Here is a 24,526-nt window from a genome sequence, read left to right on the forward strand (position 1 = left end):
AATTAAAGTGGAGCTCACCACCGGATTTGAACCGGCGACCTCTTCCTTACCAAGGAAGTGCTCTACCGACTGAGCTAGGTGAGCACGTTCCTAACCACATGGAGCGGGTGATGGGAATCGAACCCACCTCATTAGCTTGGAAGGCTAAGGTAATACCAATATACGACACCCGCAATTTCCTTTTTTTTCTCTGGTGGAGGGAGTTGGATTCGAACCAACGTACTCAGAGAGAACGGATTTACAGTCCGTCGCCTTTAACCACTCGGCCACCCCTCCAAAAAAACAATCGGACATTATCCCATAACTATTTATTCATAGCAAGGATTAAATAAGCTAAAAATGAGGTTTAAAAATCTTTATTTCAAGCGTGACACACCGCTTTTTAATGCAGCATCATAAATCGCCTTTGGAATGAGATCAATGAGTCTTGGATCAAAAGGTTTTGGAATGAAATAATCTGCACCAAATCTGAGCTCATCAACTTGATACATTTCTAGTAAAGATTCAGGTACTGGAAGTTTTGCAAGGTCTTTAATAGCATGCACAGCTGCAACTTTCATTTCAGTATTGATAATCTTGGAATTAGCATCTAACGCTCCCCTAAAAATATAGGGGAAACCAATCACATTATTCACCTGATTTGGAAAATCACTCCTCCCAGTAGCCATGACAGCATCATCTCTACATGCAAAAACTTCCTCCACTGAAATTTCAGGATCAGGATTAGACAAAGCAAAAATAATGGGCTTTTTCGCCATGGATTTAATCATTTCTTGAGTAACAAGATTACCTCTCGCAACACCAATAAAGACATCTGCGCCATTAATTGCATCACCCAAAGTTTTTTTATCTGTATCTACTGCAAAAGCTGACTTGTATTTATTAACGATGCTAATTTGCTCTTTAGAGACAACGCCTCTTCGATCAACCAAAAGCATATTTTCTTTTTTAAATCCTAGGCTGACTAATAAATCTAAAGTTGCTATCCCAGCAGAACCTCCTCCAGCAACAACAACCTTCGCAGCAGTAATAGACTTTCCTTGAATTTCAAGAGCATTTAAAAGACCAGCTGCAACAATAATGGCAGTACCATGTTGATCATCATGGAAAACTGGGATGTCTAACTCTTTAATGAGTCGCTCTTCAATTTCAAAACAGCGAGGAGCAGAAATATCTTCCAAATTAATGCCGCCAAAAGTAGGTGCAATATTTTTAATCGTGCTAACAATTTCATCAACTTCTTGAGTATCAAGCTCAATATTGAAAGCATTAATATTTGCAAAGTATTTGAAGAGCACTGCCTTTCCTTCCATCACAGGCTTTGCAGCAAGAGGGCCGACATTTCCAAGCCCTAAAACAGCTGAACCATCAGTGATAACTGCTACTAAATTACCCTTAATTGTATATTGATTAACTTGACTAGGGTCTTTAGCAATTTCTCGAACGGGTGCCGCAACCCCGGGGCTGTAGGCTAAACTGAGATCTTGATCATTATCAAGTTTTTTGTGAGAGGAGACATCAATCTTTCCGGGACTACCTTCTTTATGATAGGCTAAAGCCATATCATGGATATTTTTTGACATTATGTGTTTTTTTTATTGAGTAATTTTAGTTGATGAACTCTTCACCGATTTTGATATCCGACTTGAGAGTTTCCAAGGCATCATTAAGTGTTGCCTGTTCAAACTCTGAAAGACTTCCATAACTGAGTATTTTTTCAACACCATTCTTGCCCAAAAGAACTGGCTGGGCAAAAAATCTTGCCAACTCCCCAGAACCCTCAACATAAGTGCACTCAATTACATCTTTTTCGCCATTCAATGCTCGAACTAGAGAAAGGCCAAACTTTGCAGCAGCCTGCCCCATTGATAGAGTTGCCGATCCACCTCCAGCTTTAGCCTCAACAACCTCAGTGCCTGCATTCTGAATGCGCTTTGTCATTGCAGCTGCATCTTCAACACTGAATTTAAATCCAGACTGAGATAAAAGAGGTAGAATTGTGATTCCAGAATGTCCGCCTATAACAGGGACACTGATCTCTTTAGGATTCCTGTCATATATCTCAGCAACAAAAGTACTTGAGCGAATAACATCAAGTGTCGTAACTCCAAATAATCTTAAAGGATCATAAACTCCTTTTTTCTTTAACACTTCAGCAGCAATTGCAACAGTTGTATTAACAGGATTAGTAATAATACCGATCAAAGCTTTTGGACAATTAACCGCGCAAGAAGACACTAAATTTTCTACAATCCCAGCATTAATATTAAAAAGATCGGAACGATCCATTCCTGGTTTGCGTGCCATACCAGCAGAAATGAGAACAACGTCAGCATTTACCAGTGCAGGGGAAGGGTCCTCTCCTGAAAAGCCCTTGACTGAAACAGGTGTTGGGATGTGACTCAGGTCTGCAGCCACGCCAGGAGTCACTGGTGCAATATCATATAATGCCAATTCAGTTCCCGCTGGCAAATCAGTTTTAAGTAAAAGGCCAAGTGCCTGTCCAATTCCTCCGGCTGCTCCAAGTACAACTACTTTCATTTTATCTCCCTGTAATATTTAGATATATTTATAAAATTTTATTCATTGCAGCAATATTGCTAACTGAAATCTCTTTTGGACAAACGGTTTCACAATGACGGTGATTAGAACAACTTCCAAAACCTTCTTGCTCCATCTGGTTAATCATCCTTTCTGCGCGCATTGTACTCTCAATTTTTCCCTGCGGTAATCGCTGAAAATGATTTATTTTTGCAGCTACAAATAATGAAGCTGAAGCATTCGGACATACCGCGACGCATGCACCACAGCCGATACAAATGGCTGAATCAAATGCACAATCAGCATCCTCTTTGTTAACTAATTGTGAATTTGCTTCAGGCGCTGAGCCAACAGAAGTGGAGATAAAACCACCCGATTGAATAATTCTATCAAAAGCCTCTCTCTTAACTGCCAAATCTTTAACAATTGGAAAACTTTTAGCTCGCCATGGCTCAATCCATAACTCAGATTGATCAGCATAATCTCTCATGTAAAGTTGGCACGTTGTCGTGGCCTTCTTCTCACCATGAGGATGCCCATTGATAACCAAAGAACAAGTACCACAAATCCCTTCCCGGCAGTCATAATCAAATACAACACAGTCCTCACCTTTTTCGATCAGGTCTTCATTCAGCTGATCGAGCATTTCAAGAAAAGAGGTATCACTATCAATGTCAGTCACATTGTAAGTGACAAACTGGCCACTGGAATTAGTATTTTTTTGGCGCCAAATATGTAATGTAAAATTCATTTATAGTCCCTGTAAGTGGGTTTAATAAACTCAAAATCAAGGTGCTCTTTGTGAAGAGTGGGCTCATTTTCATTAAACTCCCAGGCTGCAACATAGCCAAAATTTTTATCGTCTCTCATTGCATCGCCACTCTCTGCTAAATACTCAAGCCTTGCATGCGCGCCACAAGACTCTTCCCTGTCAAGTGCATCGACACACATTAAATGACCTAACTCAATAAAATCAGCCACCCTCCCAGCCTTTTCAAGAGTCTGATTAAAATCATTATCGCTACCAGTCACTTTGATATTCTTCCAAAAATCAATCTTTATTTGCTCAATTGATTTGATGGCTTTTTTAAGGGAATCCTTGTCTCTTGCCATTCCACATGAAGTCCACAAAATACTGCCTATTTTTCTATGAAAATAGTCTGGAGAATGTTTTGGTTCTGGAGCATTCATTAGACTTTCAATACGATTTTTGACTGATTCAACGGAAGAAATAACTTCTGGATGGTCATGAGAAATTTCATCAAACTTTCCTTTTGCAAGATAGTTAGCAACAGTCTGAGGGGCAACAAAATAACCATCAGCCAAGCCTTGCATCAGAGCTGATGCACCAAGTCTGTTGGCTCCATGATCAGAAAAATTTGCCTCTCCACAGGCAAACAATCCATCAATTGTTGTCATTAAGTTGTAATCCACCCAAAGTCCACCCATAGTATAGTGCGGTGCAGGATAAATTTTCATAGGAACCTCGTAAGGATTCTCTCCTGTAATACTCTCGTACATGTCAAATAGATTCCCGTACTTCTCTTTAACTTTTTCAGCCCCAATTTTTTGTATGACTGATGAAAAATCTAAGTAAACACCAAGGCGCTGATTATTGACAACAGAACCAACACCACGTCCCTCATCACAAATTCCCTTGAGTGCCCTTGAGGCTATATCTCTAGGCACAAGGTTTGCAAAAGCAGGGTACATTCGCTCAAGAAAATAATCCCTATCCTTATCTGGAATATGATTGGGGTTTTTATCACAATCTTCTATGTTTTTAGGCGCCCAAATGCGACCATCATTTCTGAGTGATTCACTCATTAATGTTAATTTTGATTGGCTGTCTCCAGTTGGTGGAACACAAGTTGGATGAATTTGAGTAAAACTTGGATTAGCAAAGTAGGCTCCATTTTTGTGGGCTCTCCAAGTGGCAGATGTATTACATCCTTTGGCATTCGTTGAAAGATAGTAAGCATTACTATAGCCTCCAGTGCACATCACAACGCAATCAGCCAGATGTGAAGAGATCTCTCCTGTCATCAAATCTCTAACAACAATGCCTCTGGCCTTGCCATCAATAATAATCACCTCAAGCATTTCACACCTAGACTTATGCTTCACTCGTCCTGAGGCAATCTCTTTACTCATTGAACTATATGCTCCCAACAAGAGCTGCTGACCAGTTTGCCCTCTAGCATAAAAGGTTCTAGAAACCTGAGTACCCCCAAAGGATCGATTAGCTAAATAACCACTATACTCCCTTGCGAAAGGAACGCCCTGAGAAACTGCTTGGTCAATAATGTTGCAACTGAGCTGAGCTAAGCGATAGATATTAGACTCTCTTGCACGAAAATCACCACCTTTAATCGTGTCATAAAAGAGCCTCCAAGTACTATCACCATCATTTTGATAATTCTTGCTAGCATTGACACCACCTTGCGCAGCAATAGAGTGCGCCCTTCTAGGACTGTCATTGTAACAAAATGACTGTACGTTATAGCCAGCCTCTCCCAGTGTTGCACAAAGCGAAGCCCCAGCTAAACCGGTTCCAATAACTATAATGTTGTATTTTTTTCTATTTTGAGGCGCAATAAGTGAAAGATCGAACTTGTGTTTCTCCCATCGATTCTCTAGAGGTCCTGTTGGCGCATTTGAGTTAAGCTTATCCATATAAAACTCCTAAGGGGATTGAAGCATAACCTGCAAGGATAAGAAGAACAATTACCAGTGCCGCCCCCTTGTGCTGTTTGCTTGAGATACCTAAAGTTTGAAGAACATTAGTTAGTCCATGATGCAAATGAGTTGAGATTGCAATCATCCCCAACCCATATATTGCCAACATAATTGGACTCTGAAAGATATTTTGAATTTCACTATACAAGTCGACAGTATTTATTGAAAGCATCTGAAGTGTGTGAGTTATTATGAAAACTAAGATAATAGTTGCACCGGACCAAGCAATAATTCTTGGCACTGCCTTCGGATAGGGCTTTTTATATCGGTCACCAGAGCTAATATTATTGGATAACTGTCTAGTCACTGCAACAAAAACGTGAAAAGCAAGGGTCAACAATAACAAAATAGCCAAGATTGGATAAAAAATTGAACCGTTAAACCAGAGATAAAAAGCGGTAAATACCTTTTCACCAGAGTGAAAAGTTAAAGCCCCAAATAGATAGAGTACTAAGAAAAAAAACCAAAATAATCCAGCTATTGCCATCATTTTTTTTAGACTAACAGTGCGATTGTTAATTAAGTTCATCGAATTTTTGACGTGGATAGACAAATGCTTGCAAGCATCACTGGATGAAGAAGGAATCGATATTGTTTGGAGCCCTCTAATTCTTCCTCAATTGAAGTTTTTACAATTTTATGATAGCTTTTATTGTTCACCGAATAACAATTTATCTACTAAGGACAACATTATATTTTATAAGACGGTGAATTTTAGTCTTTAATTATGTTTTTTAGATGAAGAATTCATCTTAAACAGTAAAAAATTTCATATCCTGAAGTTTTAGCTTTCAGTCAGATATCGAGATAACTCTCCAGAGAGTCATCTAATGCCTTAAGCCATGGTGTGTGGTGAGGCGGTGACTGAGTTCCTGTCATGAGTGAAGCATGAGATTTATCTCTAAAAGTCATAATGCCATCTTTCTTATTATGTTTCCAGTCCATGAAAGTTCTATTGACGCCCTCGATATCAAAATTTGGGTAATCAGTTTCATCGATAAGCATCTGAGTATAAGCGCCCTGAAAGTCGATTGCATATGCCACATCATCTTGTGCGGTCTCTTTTTGATGCCACTCAAGCGTGTGAGCCTGCATTTCAGTAAAAGAGGGCAAAGTAATTTTATTTAAAATAACGTCCCTTGCATACCAAGCCTGAGCATCAAACATATTAAATGTGTACCATTGATCTTGCATGCCAAGGTACATTAGTTGAGGATTTTTTTCCCATACAACCCCTTTATAAAGACCCAATGGATAGAGAATATTATTTGTCTTTAATCTTAAACTATCGGGCAGGAAAGGAAAGTGATGAAGATAGCCAGTACAAAGAATAATTGAATCAACGTCTTTTGACGTGCCATCAGCAAAAAAAGCAGTATTACCCTCAACTCTCTCTAGAGCTGGTTTTTCTTCCCAATTCTCTGGCCATCCAAAACCCATTGGCGCTGTTCTGTAACTACTTGTTATAGATTTAGCTCCATATTTATAACACTGAGATCCGATATCCTCAGCAGAGTAGCTACTCCCAATAACCAAAATATCTTGATCCTTAAACTCTAGAGCGTCTCTAAAATCATGTGCGTGCAATATCCTGCCATTAAAATGGCTAAATCCCTCATAATTTGGAACATTAGGCGTAGAAAAATGTCCACTTGCAACAATGACGTAATCAAATTCTTCAGAGTAAGTTTCATCATCAACAAGGTTGCTTACAGTAACCATAAATTTTTCACTTGACTCATCATAATCTACATTTCGAACAGATGAATTGAAACGAATCATCTCGCGAACTTTTGCTTTTTCTACTCTTCCCTGTATGTAGTCAAACAAAACTTCTCGTGGTGGAAAAGATGCAATTGCATGCCCAAAATGCTCTTCAAAATAATAGTCAGCAAACTCCAAGCACTCCTTTGGCCCATTAGACCACAAATACCTATACATGCTACCATGAGCAATTTCACCATGCTCATCAAGTCCTGTCCTCCAGCTATAGTTCCATAAGCCGCCCCAGTTATCTTGCTTCTCAAAACAGACAATTTCTGGGATTGTTTCTCCCTTTTCTTCAGCAGATTTAAAAGCCCTGAGCTGGGCAAGACCACTAGGCCCAGCACCAATAATTGCAACCCTCATCTTCATTGATTCTCCTTTTATATAATCCCAATAAATAACCTTATAATTTTAAGGTTATTGAAAGAATTTTATAACACCATTGATAGTCATTCTAAATAAATTTAAATAAAAAATTACTGAATTTAATAAAAAATCAGTAAGAGGCTATAAAGTGGAAAATATTGGGAAATAATGGTATAAAATGGGTTTTATGTATCGGGGAATTCATCTTCTATCTATAGACTCAAAAGGGAGGTTAAAGATTCCTGCCCGTCACCTGGAGCAAGTCCAAAGCAATTCCTCTGGAAAAATGGTTTTGAGTGTCCATCCAGATGATTCATGCCTAGTCCTTTATTCTTTGAAAGACTGGGAGAAGCTTGAACTTAAGATAGGAGAGCTACCCTCTTTAAATGTTCACACTAAAAAACTGGCCAGAAAACTCATTGGTCATGCATGTGAATGTGATCTTGATAAGTTTGGAAGAATTCTTATTCCTAGTTCTCATATTAAGTATGCAAATCTAGTGAATAAAGCAATTCTAAGTGGCCAAGGTAAGAGCTTCGAAATTTGGGATGAAAGGACCTGGAAAGATCAAATTGAAAAACTTGACAGGCTCAGCAATGAGCAAGAGATACCCCAACAAGTCTCATCACTCTCTCTTTAGTTGAATGTTATTGTGTATGAAGAATGCATGACAAAAAAAAATCAGATCATCATGATTCAGTTCTTTTTGATGAAGCCATCAATGCATTAAGTATTAAGTCAAACGGCATTTATATCGATGCAACCTTAGGACGAGGAGGTCACACTCAAGGAATACTCAGTAGTCTTAAAAAATCAGGAAAAGTTATAGGCTTTGATCAAGACATTGAAGCCATTAAATATGCAAAAAAAAATATCCCTGATTCTCGATTAAGCTTAATTCATAGTAACTTTTCAAGTCTTAATGAACAACTTGATCAATTAAAATTAATTGGGGAAATTGATGGCATCTTAATGGACCTTGGTATCTCCTCGCCTCAGATAGATAATGCTGATAGAGGATTTAGTTTTAATAAAGATGGAGCTCTTGACATGAGAATGGACCAATCGCAAAAAATGACTGCTGCGATTTGGCTCAGAGAGAGCAGCGAAAAGGAAATTGCTGATGCACTATATCAATTTGGTGAGGAAAAAAGAAGTCGGATTATTGCATCAACTATTAAAGAATATCAAAAAACTAAAAACTTAGATTCGACTCTTGAGCTTGCAGACCTCATTAAAAGTGTAGTAAAGCCTAGTAAAAATAAACACCCTGCCACTCGCACGTTCCAAGCAATAAGAATAGCAATTAACGATGAACTGAAAATGCTTTCACAGACTCTTGATCAAACCATTAATGCGCTGAAAAAAGATGGAAGACTTGTAGTCATTACATTTCACTCAATTGAAGATAGAATCGTCAAACAATTTATTCATAAACATTCTCGTCCAAAACAACTTCCAAAAGGTCTGCCAATTATTTCTAATAATAGTCATCATCTCTCTTTTAAGGATCTTGGAAAAGTTAAACCTTCAAGTGAGGAGATCAAAATCAATAGAAGAGCCAGAAGTGCAATACTCAGAATAGTCGAAAAATGTTAGTAATATTTCAAAGAAAGCTAGTGATTAATTTTATTCTAATTATTTCAATCATAGCGTTATCAATACTCAGTATTCACTGGCATCATGAAATGTACTTGCTTCATAGAGAGGAAAAAACTCTTAAAGCAGAAAATGAAAAAATAAACGCTCTTAATAGGCAACTCTTGATGGAGTATTCCGAAATTCAAAGTGGAGTCAATGTCTACCAAAAATCGAAGGAAGAATTGATGATGTTCGTTCCTCTGGAGTCAGAATGGGAGGATGTCAGTATATGAGGATTGCGAGGGTTCAAGGCTACAGGAATAGACAAGCACTTGTCAAAATTTGCTTTATATTAATAGTTTTAATTTTTACTTATAGAGCCTTTAGTGTAAGTGAAATTCAAGCAAATGATATCTCATTAAAAACAAAAGCATCAAAAAATTCAGAGTTTGCTCTAGTTGAAAAATCTATGAGAGGAAACATTCTTGATAGAAATAACAATCTACTGGCAATTAACTTGATACATAAAAAGATTAATCTTGACCCAATGATCATACAAGATGAATATATTGATTTATTGGCAGAAGCACTTGAGATTCCTTTTCAAGATTTTAAAGATCAAATTGCGAATAAGAAGGCTAATAAACGTAAATACTTCATTGTGAAAGACAAGCTTAAAGTGAATGACCCTATTTTAAAAAAAATTTCTGAACTAAAAAAAATGAGATCTAAAGTATGCTTCAAAGAGGTAAAGCTTCCATCTCTTACATTGGTTGACAAAGCTAAAAAAGTTATAGGTATGAAGCCAACTATAAAAGAGAGTATCGAAGTTAATGAATGCTCCAGGCAGAAAATTGCTGGCGTTGCAATTGAATCAAGTGGATTTCGTTACTACCCCAAAAAAGATTCTATTGCTCCACTAATTGGAAAAATAAATTCTGAAAATATAGGTGTCTTTGGTATTGAAGCTGAATATGATCGATATTTAGCAGGAGTGAATGGCATTAAAAGGATTGCAGATAATAAAAATAACTCGAATATTTATTATGATGCTGAAACTATTAAACAGTTTGAAGATGGGGAAAACCTTACCCTTACAATCGATTCAGATATTCAATTTCATGTTTTTAATGCCATCAAGGAGCAGGCTGAATTTCATGAAGCAGACTCAGCTGCTGCAATAGTTCTCTCTCCGAATGGTGAAATATTAGCGCTTGCAAACTACCCCTCAACAAATCCTAACAACTTAGAAAGTTACAGTGCTGATGATTACAGAAACCGTGTTTTTTCGGATAAAACTGAACCAGGCTCAACTATGAAACCTTTTACTATGTTGTTGGCTTTAGATAAAGGAATTATTACGGCAACAGACGATGAGTTGATTGATGTTACAAAAAGAGTGGCAAATATCAAGCCAGATAATAAATTTTTTCAGATGACAATACAAAGAATTCTTGAAAAATCTCATAACCTTGGAACCGTAATGGTTGCAGAAAATATTGAAAATGAAGACTTTTATAACACTTGGCAAAAACTTGGATTTGGCAAATCTTTAGGCGTCATGCCTGGAACAGAAAATCAAGGAGAATTAAGGCACTTTAGTAATTGGAGGGATAGTGATAAAAGGTCACTTTCATTTGGCCATGGTCCTATGACAACTAACCTTGCACAACTTGCAAGAGCTTACCTTGTTTTTGCGAATGAAGGCGCCATACCATCACTTAAATTAATAAAGGCTGAGAATTATAATGATTCATTAGAGCAGGTTTTCACTCCAGAATCAACAAAAAGAATCTCTGAAATACTTGACTCTGTCGCATCAAACAATGGCTCTGGCTATCGAGCGGTCATTGATGGATATTCCATTGCTGGAAAAACGGGTACAGCAGAAATGGTGATTGATGGAAAGTATAGTAAAGATGGTGCTAAGAGGGCTTATTTTGTAGGCTACTCCCCTGCAGAAAAACCTAAATATATTATGGCAGTTCGACTTGACCACCCAAAAAAATGTTATCTCTCCTGGGCTCCTACTAAGAGAAATCGATGTCAAGGTTCAAATTCAGCCTCAATAGCCTTCCAAAAGGCAATGCAGAGAATCCTGATTAATGATTCAGAGATAAATTCTCAAGTAGAAGGCTAGGGTGTTTTTTTCTGGTTTACAGTTTTCATCTTGTTTTTCATGATGCTTTTCATAACTGCCTCTTCTTCGTCATGCGTTTTTGCAGAGAGTATTGATGCTTTTGTTGACTTTCTTTCGTAATATTTTTCTGCTGCAGTCAACGCATATCCAAACTCTTCTTGAGCTTCAAATTCACTAAGGAAAGGCTCCATAGTGCTTAACTCCTGCAAACGCAAATAAACTCTCTCCTTGGACTTATAGGGCTTTAATAAAGCTTCTTTTGAAAGATCTGACTCCACTTGAGCATGTCTAATGAGTTCTAATAAGACTTCAGATTTGGGCAGTTTTCTTGCTCTTTCTTCAATTACACTGGTCGTTTCTGGATCATTGACAATTGATGGATAAGTTAGAACACAAGAAATCATTCTTGACATCAAACTTTTCATACTAGAATGACTTTTATTACTTATTGTTTGACTCATTGGCTGAGGACTAAATTGCTTATGCTCTGCTTGATTAGAATTAGAAAAGTGCGTATTTTGATCTTTGCTTAGCTCCACCGCTTTTTCTACTTGGGTAATATTTTGGCCAATCGCATTGGCAATCCCTTCTATTAATTGTTGTCGATAGATTGAATAGTTAACCAGATTGATTAAAGATGCTGACTTTTCCAAAAATAAGGTTTTCCCTTCAATCGTATCAAACGGAACCTCTTCCTTAATATGATCAATGAGAAAACTTGAAAGTGTTTGCGCACCTTCAATTCTCTTACTGAATGCTTTTGAGGATTCCCTATTGATAAGAGTATCAGGATCTTCTCCCTCAGGCAAAATTAGAAACTTGATAATTAGCCCTGAAGTTACAGAAGGCAAAGAAGTCTTTAAAGCCTTCCATGCTGCATCTCTTCCTGCTTTATCTCCATCAAAACAAAAAACAATGGTTTCAGCTGAGCGAGATAAAATCTGCAAGTGGGCTGGCGTTGTGGCAGTACCAAGAGTTGCAACAACATTGGTGATTCCTTGCTGGTGAAGAGCTATAACATCCATATACCCCTCAACTACAAGAATTGAATCAATCCTTCGGCTATATTTGCGACAATGATAGAGGCCATATAGTTCTTTTGACTTTGAAAACAGGGGTGTTTCTGGAGAATTCAGATACTTTGGATTATCCTGACTTGACAAAACGCGCCCTCCAAATCCAATCACTGAGCCTTTGGCATTGTGAATAGGAAACATTAGGCGATCTCTAAAACGATCATAATAGTCATCTTTTTTGTCTTTTTTTGGAACAATCATGCCCATCGATAGAAGGTCTTGAATGGACTCTTCTTTCTCAGAATATTGATCAAAAAGGTTAGTCCAACCAGGAGGTGCAAATCCCAACTCAAATCTTTTGGCAATTGAACCGCTAATGCCTCTTTTCTTGGCATAACTAACGACCTTATTCTTGGCAGATGAGGTTTTCAGTTGACCTTGATAAAAATTATTTAGCTCATTCATAATTTCATTGTATCTTTTGAAGCGTTTATCGACTGGTTTTGCAGTTTGGTCGTAAACGACTGAGATTCCTGACTCTCCAGCAACTGTTTCAATCGCCTCAACAAAAGAAAGGTGATCATACTTCATAACAAAATCAATAACTCCTCCACTTTCACCACAACCAAAACAGTGATAAATTTGCTTAGTAGGAACTACAGTAAAGGACGGAGTTTTCTCTTCATGAAATGGGCAACAGGCCTTATAGTCTTTTCCTGCTTTTTTTAAAGCGACACGCTTATTTATTAGACCAACAATATCTACTCTATTGGGCAAATCATTGATAAAATCTCTGTCAATAAATGGCATAATTTACTGCTTTAGCTTTAGTTGAGTTTTCTTTTTATTTTAATGTTAAACACTGAATTCATTCACCCTAAATTCATACCAACCTGGATTCTAATCTTATTTATGCGTATTGGAGTTTTGATTCCTTTTAGCGCGCAGGTTGTTATTGGAAATTCAATTGGTAGAGTGCTTTATCCATTTATGCACAAACTCAGATCAACTGCCTACTCCAATATCTCTCATTGTTTTCCTCACAAAAAGCAAAGCCAGGTGAATAGGCTTGTAAAAAGACATTTTGAGGCAATAGGTGTCAGTTTTTTTGAAACCGCTAATGCATACTACGGTAGTGATACTAAAATTAGGAAGCTTCTAACGATTACTAACGAGAAATTCTTTAAAGACGCGCTTAAAGAAGAGGGTGGCATTATCCTACTTTGTTCGCACTTTATGCCTCTTATGCTAGGAAGCCGAGCACTACTTCTAAATCATACGATTGCAAACGTATACAGACCTCAAAATAATAAGTTGTTTGACAAGGTCATGGTCAAAGGATATAAAAAAAATGGAGCTGTAATGATCAAGAGCACGGATACAAGATCCATTATCAAAGCAATTAATAACAGCCTTCCAATCTGGTATGCACCAGATCAAGACCTAGGCAAAAACAACAGTGTGTTTGCGCCTTTTTTTGGAATAGAAACAGCAACCGCTGCTGCGACCGCCAGACTTGCAAAAAACAATAATACTAGAGTTATACCTTACAGCTTTATTCGAACCACGAAGGGCTATTCAATGTCTTTTGAAAAACCAATTTTGAATTATCCTAGCTCTGATCCAATCCATGATGCAACAGTTGTAAATCAAATTCTCGAAAAACAAATCTCCAAATCTCCAGAGCAATATTTGTGGATTCATCGCCGCTTTAAAACAAGGCCTAATGATGAAAAAAACTTTTATAAATATAATTAATATTATTTGATTAGAAATACAACAATTCTAAAAAATAGCGTATAATTCACCACTTAATTTTTTGATACATGAACTATATTTATGTCTATTGATACACAATCTATTATTAAAGAATACCAAAAAGACTCTTCTGATACTGGTTCAGTTGATGTACAGGTTGCCCTTCTTACTGCAAGAATAAGGCATTTAACCGAGCATTTTAAAACGCATAAGAAAGATCACCACTCTAGAAGAGGGCTTTTAAGACTTGTTTCTCAACGTAAAAAATTACTTGCATATATCAAAAACAATGATCTTTCAGCTTACGCTAATTTGATTTCGCGTTTAGGCCTAAGAAAGTAATTAATTTTTTAAGAGATAGAAATTAAAGCCCCTATTTTGGGGCTTTTTTATTACTCGTCGCATTAAAATAGAGTCATGGAATTATCTGCACACTACCAAAAAATATCCGAGCTGACAGAACGTCTTAATGTTTTATCTGAACACCTTGAGCTTGAAGAGAAACAAGATCGACTTGAAGAAGTTAAGTTGGAGTTAGAAAATCCAGATGTTTGGTCAAACCCAGAAAAAGCTCAGTCATTAGGCAAAGAGAGGGTCCAACTCGATCACCTATGTGAAACATTTTCAAAGTCAAACGGTATTTTAAGCGACGCCAAAGAGCTTTTAGAAATGGCTGAAAGTGAGAATGATATTGATACAGTGGATGGGTTAATAGCTGACTTAGATAATACAGAACAATTAATTTCAAAATATGAGTTTGAAAGAATGTTTAGTGGTGAAATGGATCAAAACTCTGCCTATCTTGATATTCAGTCAGGCTCTGGCGGAACTGAAGCTCAAGATTGGGCTGAAATGATTCTTAGAATGTATTTGAGATGGGGAGATAAACACAACTTTAAAGTGAAATTAATGGAAGTTTCGGCTGGTGATGTAGCGGGCATAAAGTCAGCAACAATCCATTTTGATGGTGAATATGCTTTTGGATGGCTAAGGAGTGAAATCGGTATCCACAGACTTGTTAGAAAATCACCATACAACGCTAATGGCAAAAGACATACATCATTCTCATCGGTTTTTGTATCACCAGAGATTGATGATGATATTGAAATTATAATTGATCCATCTGACCTAAGAATTGACACCTATCGTGCTTCTGGTGCGGGCGGTCAGCATGTTAATAAAACTGAATCTGCAGTTCGCATAACTCATTTACCATCTTCAACAGTTGTTCAATGCCAAGACGGAAGATCGCAGCATGCTAACAAAGATCAAGCTATGAAACAATTAAAGTCAAAACTTTATGAACTTGAAATACAAAAAAGGAACTCTGAGAAGCAAGATGTTGAGGATTTAAAATCTGATATTGGATGGGGTCACCAGATACGATCCTATGTTTTAGATCAATCCAGAATAAAAGATTTAAGAACTGGAATAGAGAGTAGCAATACCCAGGACGTTCTTGATGGGAATTTAGATCAATTTATCGTTGCTAGCCTCAAAGCTGGTCTTTAATCAATTATGATCAATTCTCACAGTATCCAACTGTAAAATTAAATAAAAAAATAACTAATAATGAAACCTCAAGACACCATTCAATTTGATGAAAAGGGCTTAGTTCCTGTAATCACTCAGGACTATTCTTCAAATGAAATTCTTATGATGGCATGGATGAATAAAGAGGCTTTAGAGTTGAGTATTAAGACAAAAAAAGCTGTATATTTTTCAAGATCGAGAAAAAAGCTCTGGTTTAAAGGCGAAGAGTCAGGCAACTACCAAGACATAATAGAAATTTTTACAGATTGCGATCAAGACGTTGTTCTACTTAAGGTTAATCAAAAAGGTGGGATTGCTTGCCATACTGGAAGAGCCAAATGCTTCTTTAACAAACTCGATGATAATAAATGGAAAATCATCTCAAATGTAATTAAGGATCCAAAAGATATTTATGGATAGTATTTTAAATAAGCTAGAGAAAATTTTAGAAGAGAGAAAATCTGCTTCTAGTGACCAATCCTATGTCTCTTCACTATATAGCAATGGGACAAGCTCGATTTTAGAAAAGATTCGTGAAGAATCTGAAGAGGTCATTAATGCTGTTAATGATGAAGGCAGAAATGAAATCATTCATGAAGTAGCGGATTTATGGTTCCACCTCCTAGTTCTCCTTCGTCATGAAGACATTGAAATTCAAGAGATTGAATCAGAACTAGCTAAGCGCTTTGGAGTCTCTGGACATGATGAAAAAGCATCCAGAGATAGTAAATAAGTCTTTAACCTAAAAGTTCGAAGGCACTGATAATGCCATCAGCAACTTCTGAAATGCGTTTATTTTTATCCATTGCCATTTTTCTCAAGGACTGGTAAGCCTCATCTTCAGTAATTTTCTTGTGTTTCATCAGAAGGCCCTTAGCTTTTTCAATTGATTTACGCTCAGCCAGCTGACTTCTTGTTGCATCTAGCTCATCTTTTAGAGCCTGAAATTCTCTAAAACGAGCAATTGCAACATCAATAATTGGCTGCACTCTCTTCTCTTCTAATCCATCGACAATGTAAGCATTAACTCCTGATTTTATTGCTGCTCCAGCCATATGCTCCTCTGAAGCCTCAGTAAACATAACAATAGGCTTTGGCTTTGTTTTATTAACATCCCTTAAATTTGCAAAGACAGCCTCATCAGGAATATCTGCATTGACAATGACTACATCAGCATGAGTAATTTCGTTGCTATTTGCAAGGTTTTCGCTCTCCTCTAAACGGCTGATTACTTCATGGCCCTTATCTTGAAGAGCGCGTCTTAAAATAGCAGAGCGGCCCATATTTTCGTCGACTAGAATAATTTTAAGAGCTGTCTGGTTAATTGAATTCTTTTTCATAGTTATTTAATTTTAATAGCCATAATAATATACCCGATAAGCAAAGAATTTAGCGCTGGTTTCATGGTACATTAAAATTTGAGTTAGTCAAAAAACTATAGCTGGTGGAAAATTAGGAGTGAAACCACCAGCCAAGTCATTCTTTAGCCATTTCATCAAATTGCATAAAATGGATGGCACCAATCTGGACAATTGATGCCAATTATTTATTTCGTTACAAACTCTGGGTAAGCTTCCATTCCGCACTCAGAGATGTCTACTCCAGACTCTTCCTCGTCATCCGAAACGCGAATACCAATCAGAGCTTTGAGCGCTAGCCAAACTAGCATTGAGGCAATAAATACCCATACAAATATGGTTAAGGCTCCAACTATTTGTCCTGAAAATGAAACATCGGCATTAGTTAATGGAACTGCCAATAGACCCCAAAGTCCGACTACACCATGAACTGAAATAGCACCAACAGGGTCATCTATCTTAAGCTTACGATCCAACCAAACAATCGACAACACAACGATAACACCGCCTACTGCACCAATCAAAGCTGCAGCAAAAGCACTCGGCGTATCAGGTCCTGCAGTTATTGCTACAAGACCTGCTAAGGCACCATTTAATGTCATAGTTAAGTCTGCCTTACCGAACCACAGTTTAGCAAAAACTAGTGCAGCAATAACACCTCCGGCAGCTGCGGCGTTTGTATTAACAAAAACCATGGCTACTGCATCAGCACTTTCTTTACTAGCCATAGCTAAAACTGATCCACCGTTAAATCCAAACCAACCTAGCCATAGGATGAATGTTCCTAAGGTTGCTAAAGGTAGGTTAGCACCCAGGATTGGTTTTGAATTTCCATCCTTGTCATATTTCCCTTTTCTAGGGCCAAGGATTAATACACCAGCAATTGCTGCTGCAGCTCCAGCCATATGAACAATTCCTGATCCCGCAAAGTCATAGAATCCAAAGTCACCAAGATTGTAAAGGCCAAAGACGTCATTTCCACCCCAAGTCCATGAACCCTCAAGAGGGTAGATGATAGTAGTAAAGATTACAGCGAAAGCAAAAAAAGTAAATAGTTTCATTCTCTCAGCGACTGCTCCAGATACAATAGACATCGCAGTTGCTACAAAGACAACCTGAAAGTAGAAGTCTGAGGCATTTGAATATGTCTCACCCTGTCCACTAATCCCCGAAAGAAAAGCTCCACCGCCATACATCAAGTCATAACCATAAACCATGTACATAGTGCAAGCAATAGCAAAAAGACCAATATTTTTAGTTAGTATTTCAGCTGTATTTTTGCTCCTTACCAATCCAGCCTCTAGCATTGAAAAGCCAGCTGCCATCCACATAACAAGTGCACCCATTACCAAAAAGTAAAAGGTATCCATTGCATATTGTAATTCCAATATTTGATTTTCCATTTCCTGCTCCTATAGTGCCTCAGGACCAGATTCGCCCGTACGAATACGAACAACCTGCTCTAGGCTTGTAACAAAAATTTTGCCATCTCCGATCTTTCCGCCATTAATCTTGCAAGCAGAACTGATGGTTTCAATAACTTCATCAACTTGCTCGTCGGTAATTGCAATTTCTAATTTAACTTTAGGCAGGAACTCCACCACATACTCTGCACCTCTGTAGAGCTCAGTGTGGCCTTTTTGTCTTCCAAACCCCTTTACTTCCGTAACAGAAACACCATTAATATCAATTTCTGAAAGAACTTGTCTCACGCTATCCAGTCTTTTTGGCTGAATGTAAGCTGTTATCATTTTCATATCATTACTCCAATGTTATAAACAAAGAAGCCCGCTACCTTCGAGAAAGTAGCGGGCTTCTATACCAGTTCAGCTCATCTTTAAACTGACGAAAAAAAACGCTTACCTGGGTTAGAACCCAAATAAACGTCAATGTCTTAACTTAAAACCAACTTCGGAATTAAGATGAACGTTATTATATATAAAAAAATTTTAGGTATTGAGTTTTTTTAAATATTCAGACTCAGTTATGATTTCAACCTTATGTTTTTTTGCATCATTCATTTTTGATTGACCAACATTTTCTCCAATAATCAGAAAATCTGTTTTTGAGCTTACGCTCTTTGCAACAGAGATACCGAGCATTTTGGCTTGTTTTTCAAGTTCGGAGCGTGAATGACTCATGGCGCCCGTAAACACAATTTTTTTATTATGAAAGGGGCTCTCAATTAAAGCGACTTCATCACTAAGGGGGGTTTTTTCTAGCTCAAATCCAGTCTTTATCAAAATTTGGTATTCATCTCTAATAGATTCTAACCCTTTAAAAATTTGCTCTGCAGTTAGCTCTGCGAAACCATCTATATTTGCAATTTCATCGGCTGTTAATTCAAAAACCTCTTCTATAGGATAATTTTTGAATAAATTTTCACAGTTGCCCATCCCGAGTCTTTGCACACCAAAAGCAGCCAAAAAACGCCAATCCTCAATACTTTCATGTCGCGACCTATTAAGCTGATCTATTAGATTTTTTGAGGTTTTCTCTCCAAAGCCCATTGCAATTAATTGATCTATCTCTAGAAGATAAATTTCACTAACGCGACGAATACCGTTTTCATAAAGCTTTTTAATAGTCGCTTGTCCAAAGCCATCATTATTTGCAAGAATTTTAAAAAAATATATCATTTTTCCTCTAACTTGATCAGGACAAGAATTGATATTAGGACACATAAGGAAGTCCGCATCCCAAATAAGCTGTGACTCACAACTTGGGCAATTAGAGGGAATATTTACTTCTGCTTTTTTTAGGACTTTATTAATTTTTGGAATAACCATTCCGCTTCGAGTTAACTCGACAATGCTTCCAGCTCCGAGACCTTGCTCCTTTACTAAGCCAAAATGATGGCCTGTGGCTCTGTAGATTGTTGCTCCACTGAGCTGGGTTGGCTCTAACTCTGCAACTGGCGTAATTTTTCCAGTTCTTCCAACTTGTGGTGTTATTGAAATGACTTTGACTTGTGCTTTTTCTTTATTTTCCTTAAAGGCAATTTGCCATCGATGAAACTTTCGGTTTGACCCCATATGTATTTTTAAATCAGTATTTACGACTTCAAAAACAACACCGTCAATATCAAAATCAACACCTTGTTCTAATTCTGAGACTATTTCAGCAAACTGATCCTTAAACTGTTTGATACTCCCTTGCCAAAAGGGGAGTTGCTTAAAGGGAACAAATAAAGCAGCCTTGACATTTATTGCATCTTTAGCGAAATGGTCCAACTCTTTTTCTTTAATTAGACTCGCTTGAAAGTTTCGCGGGTATTCAAAATGACCACTTAAATGGTTTTCAAAGTAACTTCTCTTAACAACTATCTCACCAGGACCTTGCCCTCTTTCACTATCATTAAGGATTCCAAGGCCTCTATCAAATACTCTTGATATATCACTCCCCTTATTGCCATCGCCACGAGTGTAGAGTTTAGCCCCATCATCATATCCTGCAAATCCATCAAGCTTTGCAGTTCCTTTGATTAAAACTTCATCTAATGGAAATTCAAAATCATCAGAAAATTTAGCAATCCTCTCTAGCCATTTCTCGACCTCACCCCATGTATAGGCTTTATCAGTTGACAGCATCTTCTCTGGAAGCTTAATTTTCTCTTCTGAAAACCCTTCAATCTCGTCTTCGATTTGCTTAAGAAAAGGGTGGCTAGGAATTCTTTTGGCGAGCTCTGAAATGAAAATAAAATCATAATTCTCATCAGTGACAATTGGAATACCTGCTCGGTATCTTTGATTCGCTATCTTACAGAATTCTACTAGATGATTATCTGACAAATCACTGACTAAAGTGATTTGATCAGATATATCTTGAATTTGTTTTTCTGTAAGCATGATTTTTACAATCTAGCTTTTATTATTAAATTAGAACTTAGAGGCGATTTGGTCAAATAGTTCTGCGCTATAACTAATCGTTTTCTCGTCATTTTCTTCACTAAGGTCAACAAAGATTACTCTAGTTTGTGAATTGATATCTTCTTTCAGAATTAATTGATACGTTTTGGTCATCGATGCACTAGCAAGGAGCTTTGAGAATAAGCTCTTATTTGGAGTGACATTAATAAAGTAACTTCCTTCAATCTGATCACGATCCTCAATATCAATACTAAGTTCATCAAGCGCCCATCCTATGAGCTTCCATGATTCCTTTTTATCGAATGGAAATATCAAGTTTGCATAACCTGTTTCAGAGAGCTCAACTATTACATTTGAAATATTTTCAGCTGTATTGGATTGAATTTTAGATACAGCATCTGAACGATCGTTTCCTAGAAAAACCATCAACTGAAGAAGCATTTCAGTTTCAAGTTCAACGTCTTTTTCTCTTGGCTGCCATACTCTAGTTGCGCCGCTGACGACTTCCCCTATTGAGCTCAATGTTAAGTATACTTCAGACTTCATTGGGTCATCTGTTGGCTCAATTCTTATTCTATATTTATCAGCAATAGGGAGCCCATATTGAGTTTTTAATGCTTTCGACAATGCAGCGCGTATTGAGCCCAATGACTTATCTGGAACTTGCGTCTCAATTTCGAGGTAATCTGTCTCAATGAGTCCAATTTTTTGATTTTCATTCTCTATTTTGAAGCCATAAGAGCGAAAAAATTCTTTTGACAAAACCCAAACCTCATTTGGAGAAAGATTAACTAAAAGCCAACGACGATATTTATCTCTTTGAATCTCAATATTTTGAACCCTCTGTGCAACTTCTCCATCATCAGCAATTTCCTCAACTTCAGTTAAGGCCTGAAGAGCGCTAGGCTTAGTAAGATCTGGAGGAATAATAAGAGAATCAACTTTTTCGTCAGCTTGATAATTGATATCCCGACTGCCTAAACCAATTTCCTTTACTGGATCAGTGACTTTTGAGCAGCTAGCTAAAAATAAACTTATTAATACAATATTAAAATAATTTACAATCTTCATATTAGGTTTAATTCCTTTAAATCATTCTCTATTAATGGTCTGAATTCACTCGACAACTCTATCAGTGGCAGCCTTATTCCTTTTGAACACATGCCCATTTTATGAAGAGCCCATTTAACCGGAATTGGATTGGATTCTACAAACAAATTCTGATGAAGACTTGTCAGCTCTTTATTCGCCTTTTTGGCTAAGTCAGCATTTCCGGCGATAGCCGTCATGTAAACTTTTTGAAGCTCTTTAGGCGTCACATTAGCGGTAACAGAGATTCCGCCATGCCCTCCCAAAAGCAGAAAATCGACAGCAGTGGCGTCATCTCCAGTCAATAGTAAAAAATCTTCAGGGCAGCTTTTAACAAGCCCTTTAATTACTGCAAGATCTCCAGTCGCATCTTTGATGCCAATTATATTTGAGATTTTGGATAGCCTTGCAGTTGTTTCTACAGACATATTTACTGCAGTTCTTCCAGGCACATTATATAAGATCTGATTAATATCTACACTCTCAGCAATCAGCTTAAAATGTTGAAACAAGCCTTCCTGGGTTGGCTTGTTATAGTAAGGCGTAACAAGAAGGCAAGCATCGGCACCAAGATTTTTAGCCTCTTGAGTCAGCTCAATCGCCTCTGAAGTTGAGTTAGCCCCTGTTCCCGCAATTATTGGAATTCTTCTTGCTGCATACTCAATTGTATGCTTGATTATTTTAAGGTGCTCTTTTACTCCTACAGTTGCTGACTCTCCTGTAGTTCCAACTGATACAATCGAGCTCGTTCCAGCATCGATATGAAAGTCAATGAGATTATTCAGAGACTCATAATCTACAGCGCCATCATCAAACATTGGAGTTATCAAAGCAACATTTGAGCCTTTATAGGAGTGTTTTATTGTCATAAAGTGTTTATTAAAGTGTTGTTAAATTATATACGATTGGCCTCACAATAACAATTCAGGAAGGTGTTTAAATCAAGCAACTAACTGGATAAAATGTCAGGTCTTTTCTGTTTTGTTTTCTTCATTGCCTGCTCTTGCCGCCAAGCATCAATTTTAGCCTGATTACCACTCAATAAGACCTCGGGCACGGATTCACCGTCAATACTCTCGGGCCTTGTATAGTGGGGATAATCAAGCAAATTATCTGCAAATGAGTCATTCAGAGAGTCTTTGTTTCCAAGCACATTATCTAAACGCCTGCTAACCGCATCAATTAATACCATTGAGGCCAATTCTCCTCCACTAATGACATAATCACCTATTGAAACTTCAAAGTCTACATCATTTTCGATTACTCTCTCATCGACACCTTCGTAACGACCACAAAGGAGTGTCAATGAATCAAATTTTGTCAACTTCTCAACTAGTTTCTGATTTAAGGGCTCTCCCTGAGGTGACAAATAAATGACCTTTGTATCAGGCTCCAATTCTTTGATTTTTGTTAGGCAATCCCTTATTGGTTTTACCTGCATGACCATCCCTGCACCGCCGCCATAAGGCTTATCATCAACATTTTTATATTTGTTACTGCTAAAGTCTCTAAGTTGCCATTCTCTTATGGAAATGATTGAATTCTTAAGTGCCCTTGAAATGACACCCTCTTCTTTGATAGCAGAAAACATTTCAGGGAAGAGTGTAATGATATCAAATTTCATTTAGTACCCCTACTAGACGAGTATCTTCGCTAGAACTCCACAATAGATTTTGCTTAAATCTTCTAGATCTTGAACTAATACAGATTCATTAACCTGATGAATCGTTGCGTTGACTGGTCCAAGCTCTACAACCTGGGTACCTTTTTGAGCAATAAATCTTCCATCTGAAGTTCCTCCAGATGTTGATAGCTCTGGTTCAATACCTTTAGTTTCTTGAATCGAGCTGACGCAGGCTGAAACCAAATCACCTACCGGAGTCAAAAATGGATACCCAGAGTGAGACCAATCGATGGTGTAGTCAATTTTATGCAAATCCAAAATTTCATGGACCTTAGTCATCAATTCTTCTTTTGTCGTTTCTGTTGAGTAGCGAAAGTTGAACATAACTTTAGCTTCACCCGGAATAACATTTGTCACACCATCACCAGAATGAAAATTTGAAATTTGAAATGAGGTTGCTGGAAAATACTCATTGCCACTATCCCATTCTTGAAGACATAAATCATTGAGCGCTGGAGCAATAAAGTGAATGGGATTTTTAGCCAAATGAGGGTAAGCAACATGGCCCTGCTGACCTTTAACATTAATCACTCCGTTTAGTGAGCCCCTTCTACCATTTTTAATAACGTCCCCAGTAATTGAGGTGGAAGAAGGCTCTCCAAGCACACAGTAATCAATTTTTGTGTCATTTTCTTTGAGATAATCCATTACTTTTACTGTTCCATTGACAGCAACTCCCTCTTCATCAGATGTAATCAAAAAAGCAATAGTTCCCTCATGATTCGGATTGTCTTTAACAAAGTTTTCGGTTGCAGTAACCATAGCTGCAAGTCCACCTTTCATGTCGGCCGAACCCCTACCAAACAAGAAACCATCCTTGATGGTAGGTTCAAAAGGCTTAGTATTCCAAGCCTCTTCATTTCCAGCTGGGACAACGTCAGTGTGGCCTGCAAAAGCAAAGATAGGGCGGTTATTACCGCGAGTAGCCCAGAAGTTATCAACATCTCCAAATTTCAGTGGATGAATATCAAAACCAATTTTTTTGAGTCGCTCTATCATTATTGCCTGGCAGCCATTATCGTCAGGTGTAACTGAGGCATGGCTTATAAGTGATTTAGCTAGTTCTACTGTTTTACTCATGGCTG

General features: G+C 37.6%; 24 protein-coding genes and 3 tRNA genes. 9 read left to right on the forward strand and 18 right to left on the reverse strand.

Annotated elements, in window-relative coordinates; all coding sequences use genetic code 11:
• Window positions 1-8: 8 nt before the first annotated feature.
• From ACMAZA_RS06940 to ACMAZA_RS06980, 9 genes are all read right to left on the reverse strand, one after another.
• Window positions 9-84 (reverse strand) — tRNA-Thr (locus ACMAZA_RS06940).
• A 15-nt stretch (window positions 85-99) separates the two neighbouring features.
• Window positions 100-173, reverse strand: a tRNA-Gly gene (locus ACMAZA_RS06945).
• Window positions 174-191: 18 nt separating this feature from the next.
• Window positions 192-276 (reverse strand) — tRNA-Tyr (locus tag ACMAZA_RS06950).
• A gap of 80 nt (window positions 277-356) precedes the next feature.
• A complete protein-coding gene (locus ACMAZA_RS06955) occupies window positions 357-1,583 on the reverse strand; it encodes a malic enzyme-like NAD(P)-binding protein (RefSeq protein WP_435188181.1) in 1,227 nt (408 codons plus the stop codon).
• Between the two features lie 25 nt (window positions 1,584-1,608).
• Window positions 1,609-2,541 (reverse strand): malate dehydrogenase, encoded by a 933-nt coding sequence (mdh, locus tag ACMAZA_RS06960; protein WP_435188183.1) that lies wholly within the window; start codon window positions 2,539-2,541, stop codon window positions 1,609-1,611.
• Window positions 2,542-2,569: 28 nt separating this feature from the next.
• Window positions 2,570-3,292, reverse strand: coding sequence for a succinate dehydrogenase/fumarate reductase iron-sulfur subunit (locus tag ACMAZA_RS06965; RefSeq protein WP_435188185.1), 723 nt, complete (start codon window positions 3,290-3,292; stop codon window positions 2,570-2,572).
• On the reverse strand, window positions 3,289-5,217 hold the full coding sequence (locus ACMAZA_RS06970) for a fumarate reductase/succinate dehydrogenase flavoprotein subunit (RefSeq protein ID WP_435188186.1): 1,929 nt from the start codon (window positions 5,215-5,217) through the stop codon (window positions 3,289-3,291). Before ACMAZA_RS06970 ends, ACMAZA_RS06965 begins: the two co-directional genes overlap by 4 nt.
• Entirely contained in the window at window positions 5,210-5,809 is a 600-nt protein-coding gene (locus ACMAZA_RS06975; RefSeq protein WP_435188188.1) for a hypothetical protein, read from the reverse strand. Before ACMAZA_RS06975 ends, ACMAZA_RS06970 begins: the two co-directional genes overlap by 8 nt.
• 266 nt (window positions 5,810-6,075) lie before the next feature.
• Entirely contained in the window at window positions 6,076-7,416 is a 1,341-nt protein-coding gene (locus ACMAZA_RS06980) for an NAD(P)-binding domain-containing protein (RefSeq protein ID WP_435188190.1), read from the reverse strand.
• Window positions 7,417-7,591: 175 nt separating this feature from the next.
• Between ACMAZA_RS06980 and mraZ the strand changes: the two genes are divergently transcribed.
• The 4 genes from mraZ to ACMAZA_RS07000 are packed head-to-tail and all read left to right on the forward strand — an operon-like array spanning window position 7,592 to window position 11,134.
• Window positions 7,592-8,053, forward strand: coding sequence for a division/cell wall cluster transcriptional repressor MraZ (gene mraZ / locus ACMAZA_RS06985; protein WP_435188192.1), 462 nt, complete (start codon window positions 7,592-7,594; stop codon window positions 8,051-8,053).
• Window positions 8,054-8,076: 23 nt separating this feature from the next.
• Complete coding sequence (gene rsmH, locus ACMAZA_RS06990; protein ID WP_435188193.1) at window positions 8,077-9,012, forward strand: 16S rRNA (cytosine(1402)-N(4))-methyltransferase RsmH; 936 nt, start codon at window positions 8,077-8,079, stop codon at window positions 9,010-9,012.
• Window positions 9,013-9,032: 20 nt separating this feature from the next.
• Window positions 9,033-9,287: a hypothetical protein gene (locus ACMAZA_RS06995; RefSeq protein ID WP_435188195.1), complete on the forward strand. Its 255-nt coding sequence runs from the start codon at window positions 9,033-9,035 to the stop codon at window positions 9,285-9,287.
• Window positions 9,284-11,134 carry a peptidoglycan D,D-transpeptidase FtsI family protein gene (locus ACMAZA_RS07000; RefSeq protein WP_435188197.1) on the forward strand — a complete coding sequence of 617 codons (1,851 nt, stop codon included), beginning with the start codon at window positions 9,284-9,286 and terminating at the stop codon, window positions 11,132-11,134. Before ACMAZA_RS06995 ends, ACMAZA_RS07000 begins: the two co-directional genes overlap by 4 nt.
• On the opposite strand, the gene dnaG is transcribed toward ACMAZA_RS07000, so the two are convergent.
• Window positions 11,131-12,960, reverse strand: a complete 1,830-nt coding sequence (gene dnaG / locus ACMAZA_RS07005) for a DNA primase (protein ID WP_435188199.1) — start codon at window positions 12,958-12,960, stop codon at window positions 11,131-11,133. The two genes, ACMAZA_RS07000 and dnaG, sit on opposite strands and share 4 nt — an antisense overlap.
• A 42-nt stretch (window positions 12,961-13,002) precedes the next feature.
• On the opposite strand from dnaG, the gene lpxL reads away from it, so the two are divergent.
• The 5 genes from lpxL to ACMAZA_RS07030 all read left to right on the forward strand — a co-directional run bounded on the left by lpxL (window position 13,003) and on the right by ACMAZA_RS07030 (window position 16,174).
• The gene (lpxL, locus tag ACMAZA_RS07010) at window positions 13,003-13,908 is read left to right on the forward strand and encodes an LpxL/LpxP family Kdo(2)-lipid IV(A) lauroyl/palmitoleoyl acyltransferase (protein WP_435188201.1); all 906 of its coding nucleotides are present in this window, start codon (window positions 13,003-13,005) and stop codon (window positions 13,906-13,908) included.
• Window positions 13,909-13,989: 81 nt separating this feature from the next.
• Window positions 13,990-14,250 (forward strand): 30S ribosomal protein S15, encoded by a 261-nt coding sequence (rpsO, locus tag ACMAZA_RS07015; protein ID WP_435188203.1) that lies wholly within the window; start codon window positions 13,990-13,992, stop codon window positions 14,248-14,250.
• 75 nt (window positions 14,251-14,325) lie between these two features.
• Complete coding sequence (gene prfB, locus ACMAZA_RS07020; protein WP_435188205.1) at window positions 14,326-15,420, forward strand: peptide chain release factor 2; 1,095 nt, start codon at window positions 14,326-14,328, stop codon at window positions 15,418-15,420.
• Window positions 15,421-15,480: 60 nt separating this feature from the next.
• Complete coding sequence (gene hisI, locus ACMAZA_RS07025; protein WP_435188207.1) at window positions 15,481-15,861, forward strand: phosphoribosyl-AMP cyclohydrolase; 381 nt, start codon at window positions 15,481-15,483, stop codon at window positions 15,859-15,861.
• Window positions 15,854-16,174 (forward strand): phosphoribosyl-ATP diphosphatase, encoded by a 321-nt coding sequence (locus ACMAZA_RS07030; protein ID WP_435188209.1) that lies wholly within the window; start codon window positions 15,854-15,856, stop codon window positions 16,172-16,174. Before hisI ends, ACMAZA_RS07030 begins: the two co-directional genes overlap by 8 nt.
• 4 nt (window positions 16,175-16,178) lie before the next feature.
• On the opposite strand, the gene ACMAZA_RS07035 is transcribed toward ACMAZA_RS07030, so the two are convergent.
• From ACMAZA_RS07035 to dapE, 8 genes are all read right to left on the reverse strand, one after another.
• On the reverse strand, window positions 16,179-16,781 hold the full coding sequence (locus ACMAZA_RS07035; RefSeq protein ID WP_435188210.1) for an ANTAR domain-containing response regulator: 603 nt from the start codon (window positions 16,779-16,781) through the stop codon (window positions 16,179-16,181).
• Window positions 16,782-16,987: 206 nt separating this feature from the next.
• Entirely contained in the window at window positions 16,988-18,202 is a 1,215-nt protein-coding gene (locus ACMAZA_RS07040) for an ammonium transporter (RefSeq protein WP_435188212.1), read from the reverse strand.
• A gap of 9 nt (window positions 18,203-18,211) precedes the next feature.
• A complete protein-coding gene (locus ACMAZA_RS07045) occupies window positions 18,212-18,556 on the reverse strand; it encodes a P-II family nitrogen regulator (protein WP_435188214.1) in 345 nt (114 codons plus the stop codon).
• Between the two features lie 192 nt (window positions 18,557-18,748).
• A complete protein-coding gene (locus ACMAZA_RS07050) occupies window positions 18,749-20,647 on the reverse strand; it encodes a BRCT domain-containing protein (RefSeq protein ID WP_435188216.1) in 1,899 nt (632 codons plus the stop codon).
• Between the two features lie 30 nt (window positions 20,648-20,677).
• Window positions 20,678-21,739, reverse strand: a complete 1,062-nt coding sequence (bamC, locus tag ACMAZA_RS07055) for an outer membrane protein assembly factor BamC (RefSeq protein ID WP_435188218.1) — start codon at window positions 21,737-21,739, stop codon at window positions 20,678-20,680.
• Window positions 21,736-22,626 carry a 4-hydroxy-tetrahydrodipicolinate synthase gene (dapA, locus tag ACMAZA_RS07060; protein ID WP_435188220.1) on the reverse strand — a complete coding sequence of 297 codons (891 nt, stop codon included), beginning with the start codon at window positions 22,624-22,626 and terminating at the stop codon, window positions 21,736-21,738. Before dapA ends, bamC begins: the two co-directional genes overlap by 4 nt.
• Before the next feature lie 80 nt (window positions 22,627-22,706).
• A complete protein-coding gene (gene trmD / locus ACMAZA_RS07065) occupies window positions 22,707-23,381 on the reverse strand; it encodes a tRNA (guanosine(37)-N1)-methyltransferase TrmD (RefSeq protein WP_435188221.1) in 675 nt (224 codons plus the stop codon).
• A 12-nt stretch (window positions 23,382-23,393) separates the two neighbouring features.
• Entirely contained in the window at window positions 23,394-24,521 is a 1,128-nt protein-coding gene (gene dapE, locus ACMAZA_RS07070; protein WP_435188223.1) for a succinyl-diaminopimelate desuccinylase, read from the reverse strand.
• Window positions 24,522-24,526: the final 5 nt, after the last annotated feature.

The organism is Pseudothioglobus sp. nBUS_23 (genome assembly GCF_051201565.1).
In the GTDB taxonomy this organism is placed as follows: Bacteria; Pseudomonadota; Gammaproteobacteria; order PS1; family Pseudothioglobaceae; genus Pseudothioglobus.

What these genes read in the sequence shown, in the direction of transcription:
- prfB (WP_435188205.1), top strand. Translation starts at nt 14,326, where the DNA reads ATGGAATTATCTGCACACTACCAAAAAATATCCGAGCTGACAGAACGT.
- rsmH (WP_435188193.1), top strand. Translation starts at nt 8,077, where the DNA reads ATGCATGACAAAAAAAAATCAGATCATCATGATTCAGTTCTTTTTGAT.
- ACMAZA_RS06970 (WP_435188186.1), bottom strand. Translation starts at nt 5,217, where the DNA reads ATGGATAAGCTTAACTCAAATGCGCCAACAGGACCTCTAGAGAATCGA.
- bamC (WP_435188218.1), bottom strand. Translation starts at nt 21,739, where the DNA reads ATGAAGATTGTAAATTATTTTAATATTGTATTAATAAGTTTATTTTTA.
- ACMAZA_RS07030 (WP_435188209.1), top strand. Translation starts at nt 15,854, where the DNA reads ATGGATAGTATTTTAAATAAGCTAGAGAAAATTTTAGAAGAGAGAAAA.
- ACMAZA_RS06980 (WP_435188190.1), bottom strand. Translation starts at nt 7,416, where the DNA reads ATGAAGATGAGGGTTGCAATTATTGGTGCTGGGCCTAGTGGTCTTGCC.
- rpsO (WP_435188203.1), top strand. Translation starts at nt 13,990, where the DNA reads ATGTCTATTGATACACAATCTATTATTAAAGAATACCAAAAAGACTCT.
- hisI (WP_435188207.1), top strand. Translation starts at nt 15,481, where the DNA reads ATGAAACCTCAAGACACCATTCAATTTGATGAAAAGGGCTTAGTTCCT.
- ACMAZA_RS07040 (WP_435188212.1), bottom strand. Translation starts at nt 18,202, where the DNA reads ATGGAAAATCAAATATTGGAATTACAATATGCAATGGATACCTTTTAC.
- trmD (WP_435188221.1), bottom strand. Translation starts at nt 23,381, where the DNA reads ATGAAATTTGATATCATTACACTCTTCCCTGAAATGTTTTCTGCTATC.
- ACMAZA_RS07045 (WP_435188214.1), bottom strand. Translation starts at nt 18,556, where the DNA reads ATGAAAATGATAACAGCTTACATTCAGCCAAAAAGACTGGATAGCGTG.
- dnaG (WP_435188199.1), bottom strand. Translation starts at nt 12,960, where the DNA reads ATGCCATTTATTGACAGAGATTTTATCAATGATTTGCCCAATAGAGTA.
- dapA (WP_435188220.1), bottom strand. Translation starts at nt 22,626, where the DNA reads ATGACAATAAAACACTCCTATAAAGGCTCAAATGTTGCTTTGATAACT.
- ACMAZA_RS06965 (WP_435188185.1), bottom strand. Translation starts at nt 3,292, where the DNA reads ATGAATTTTACATTACATATTTGGCGCCAAAAAAATACTAATTCCAGT.
- ACMAZA_RS06975 (WP_435188188.1), bottom strand. Translation starts at nt 5,809, where the DNA reads ATGAACTTAATTAACAATCGCACTGTTAGTCTAAAAAAAATGATGGCA.
- dapE (WP_435188223.1), bottom strand. Translation starts at nt 24,521, where the DNA reads ATGAGTAAAACAGTAGAACTAGCTAAATCACTTATAAGCCATGCCTCA.
- ACMAZA_RS07000 (WP_435188197.1), top strand. Translation starts at nt 9,284, where the DNA reads ATGAGGATTGCGAGGGTTCAAGGCTACAGGAATAGACAAGCACTTGTC.
- ACMAZA_RS07035 (WP_435188210.1), bottom strand. Translation starts at nt 16,781, where the DNA reads ATGAAAAAGAATTCAATTAACCAGACAGCTCTTAAAATTATTCTAGTC.
- mraZ (WP_435188192.1), top strand. Translation starts at nt 7,592, where the DNA reads ATGGGTTTTATGTATCGGGGAATTCATCTTCTATCTATAGACTCAAAA.
- ACMAZA_RS06955 (WP_435188181.1), bottom strand. Translation starts at nt 1,583, where the DNA reads ATGTCAAAAAATATCCATGATATGGCTTTAGCCTATCATAAAGAAGGT.
- lpxL (WP_435188201.1), top strand. Translation starts at nt 13,003, where the DNA reads ATGTTAAACACTGAATTCATTCACCCTAAATTCATACCAACCTGGATT.
- mdh (WP_435188183.1), bottom strand. Translation starts at nt 2,541, where the DNA reads ATGAAAGTAGTTGTACTTGGAGCAGCCGGAGGAATTGGACAGGCACTT.
- ACMAZA_RS07050 (WP_435188216.1), bottom strand. Translation starts at nt 20,647, where the DNA reads ATGCTTACAGAAAAACAAATTCAAGATATATCTGATCAAATCACTTTA.